This is a genomic window from Streptomyces sp. NPDC126497, assembly GCF_040302425.1.
Classification (GTDB): Bacteria; Actinomycetota; Actinomycetes; order Streptomycetales; family Streptomycetaceae; genus Streptomyces.
The window spans coordinates 1-2,469 of the sequence record NZ_JBEORT010000213.1 but is presented as its reverse complement, the minus strand read 5'-3'; the positions used below and the strand labels follow the sequence as shown (position 1 = coordinate 2,469).

Here is a 2,469-nt window from a genome sequence, read left to right as displayed (position 1 = left end):
CCCGGCACGCCGGGCGGCCCGGGTGTCCGGTCACGGTGGACGGACGGAAGGAGGCCGGCTGGTGCCGGTGACCGGGTTCCGCGCGCGGGACGGGGCCGACGCCACGGCGCCGGGGCGCGCGTCCGAAGCGCTGGTGCTGCTGTGCTCGGTCGGCGCGGCCGTGGCGACGGTGGCCCAGCCCTTCGCCCTCGGCCGCACACTGGATCTGCTCCTGCGCGACGGCGACGGCGGCGCCGCGGGACGCTGGCTGGCGCTGAGCGCCGCGCTGCTCCTCGGCGAGCTGCTGCTCGACAGCCTCACCTCCCTGTTCACCGGCCGCTGCAACGCCGTGTGGACGGCGTCCCTGCGCTCCCGCGCCTTCGACGGTCTGCTGCGCGCCGTACCGGACCGCGCACGGTCCTTCACCCCGGGGGACGTCGGGACCCGCCTGACCCTCAACGCCGCCGACGCGGGCGGCGCCCCGGCGGCCCGGGCGGCGCTGGCCGCGTCGATGGTCACGCCGCTGGGCGCGCTCGCGGCGCTGGCCGTCGTCGACGTGTGGGTGGCGGCCTGTGTGCTGGCCGGACTGCCCGCTCTGGCGCTGGTGCTGCGGACCTTCGCCCGCGACACCGGCGCCTCGGTGGCCGCCTACCAGAGCGCGCAGTCGCAGATCGCGTCCCGGCTGCTGGAGGCCCTGGAGGGCGCGGCGACGATCACCGCCGCGGGAACCGGGGCCCGCGAACGGGCGCGCGTGCTGGAACCGCTGACGCAGCTCGCCGCCCTGGGCCGGCACATGTGGGCGCTGCACGGACGGGCCCTGGGCCGAAGCGGCGTCCTGGTCCCCCTGCTCGTCCTGGCCGCCACGGCCGTCGGCGGCCTGCGCCTCGCGGCGGGCGCCCTGAGCGTGGGCGAGCTGCTCGCCGTGTGCCGGTACGCGCAGCTCACGGCCGGCGTCGGCGGCGCCGCGTCCCTGCTGGGCGCGGTGGTGCGGGGCCGCGAGGCGCGGAACCGGACCCTGGCGCTGACCGGCGTGCCCGCGCTGGTCCACGGGACGCGGCGGCTTCTGCCGGCCGGACCCGGCGAACTCGAGCTGCGCGGCGTGCGGGTGGTGCGCGACGGCAGGCAGGTCCTGCGCGCCGACGGCGTGCGGGTGCCGGGCGGCGCCACCGCCGCGGTGGTCGGCCGCAGCGGAGCGGGGAAGTCCGTCCTGGCCGCCGTGGCGGGGCGGCTGACCGACCCCGACGAGGGACAGGTGCTGCTGGACGGCGTCCCCCTCGACCGGCTGACCCGGGAGGCGCTGCGCACCGAGGTCGCCTACGCCTTCGAGCGCCCGGCGCCGGCCGAGGGCACGATCGCCGAGGTGGTCGCCTCCGGCCCCCGCGAGGTGTCGCCCGAGCAGGTCAGGGAGGCCTGCCGGGCCGCGGGCGCCGACGGCTTCGTCCGCCGGCTGCCGAGCGGTTACGACACCCCGCTGTCCGCGGCGCCGCTCTCGGGCGGCGAGCACCAGCGCCTCGGGCTCGCCCGGGCGTTCGCGCACGCCGGACGGCTGCTGATCATGGACGACGCGACGTCCAGCCTGGACACCGCCACGGAGCACGAGGTGGACCGGGCGCTGCGCCACTCGGTGCGGCCCGGGACCAGGCTGGTCGTGGCGCACCGCCCGTCGGTGGCGGCCCGGGCGGATCTGGTGATCTGGCTGGAGGACGGGGGAGTGCGGGCCGTCGCGCCCCATCACGAGCTGTGGGGGACGGCCGACTACCGGGCCGTCTTCGGGGCCGCGGCACCGGATGCGAGCACCGCGCGCCGGGCCGAACCCGAGGAGGCGCGGCCGTGACGCGCGTCGCGGACGAGGCCGCGCGGGGCACGGACGACGGCTCCGGGGCGCTGCGCCGCATCGCGCCGCCCGCCCGCCGTTTCCTCGCCCGCCGCACCGGGGTGCTGGCGCGGCTCGGGCTCTGGTCGCTGGTCGAGACCGGGCAGGCGTTCCTCGTCGGCTACGGCGTCGCCCGGGCCGTCGACCGGGGGTTCCTCGCCGGTGACGTGCGCCGGGGGCTGCTGTGGCTCGCGGTCGCGCTGGTCGCCGTGGCGTTCGGCGCCCCGGTGGTCCGGGGCGTGTTCACCCAGCTGGCCGGGCTGACGGAGCCGCTGCGCGACGGTCTGGTGCGACGTGCGGTCGACCGGTCCCTGGCCCGGGCCGTCCAGGGCGGGTCCGGCGGGACGGACCGGGCGGCCGTCTCCCGGCTGACGAACCAGGTCGAGATCGCCCGGGACAGCTTCGCCGGCCTCGTCCTGACCCTGCGCTCCTTCGTCTTCACCGCCGCCGGGGCGCTGCTGGGGCTGCTGTCGCTGAACCCCGCCCTCCTCGTGGTGGTGCTGCCGCCGCTGACCGGCGGCCTGGTGCTGTTCCTGGCGACGCTGCGGCCCATGGCGGCGGCCCAGCGGCGCGCCCTGGCGGCGGACGAGGCGCTGGGCGACCACGCGGCCCGGTCG

Annotated in this window: 1 protein-coding gene and 1 pseudogene; both read left to right on the top strand. The window is 78.8% G+C overall.

Features of this window, described 5'->3' with window-relative positions:
- Positions 1 to 61: 61 nt before the first annotated feature.
- Entirely contained in the window at positions 62 to 1,813 is a 1,752-nt protein-coding gene (locus tag ABTY20_RS35105; protein WP_352001191.1) for an ABC transporter ATP-binding protein, read from the top strand.
- Positions 1,810 to 2,469: pseudogene (locus tag ABTY20_RS35100) on the top strand (ABC transporter ATP-binding protein); the annotation flags it as partial. The gene ABTY20_RS35105 and the pseudogene ABTY20_RS35100, both read left to right, overlap by 4 nt.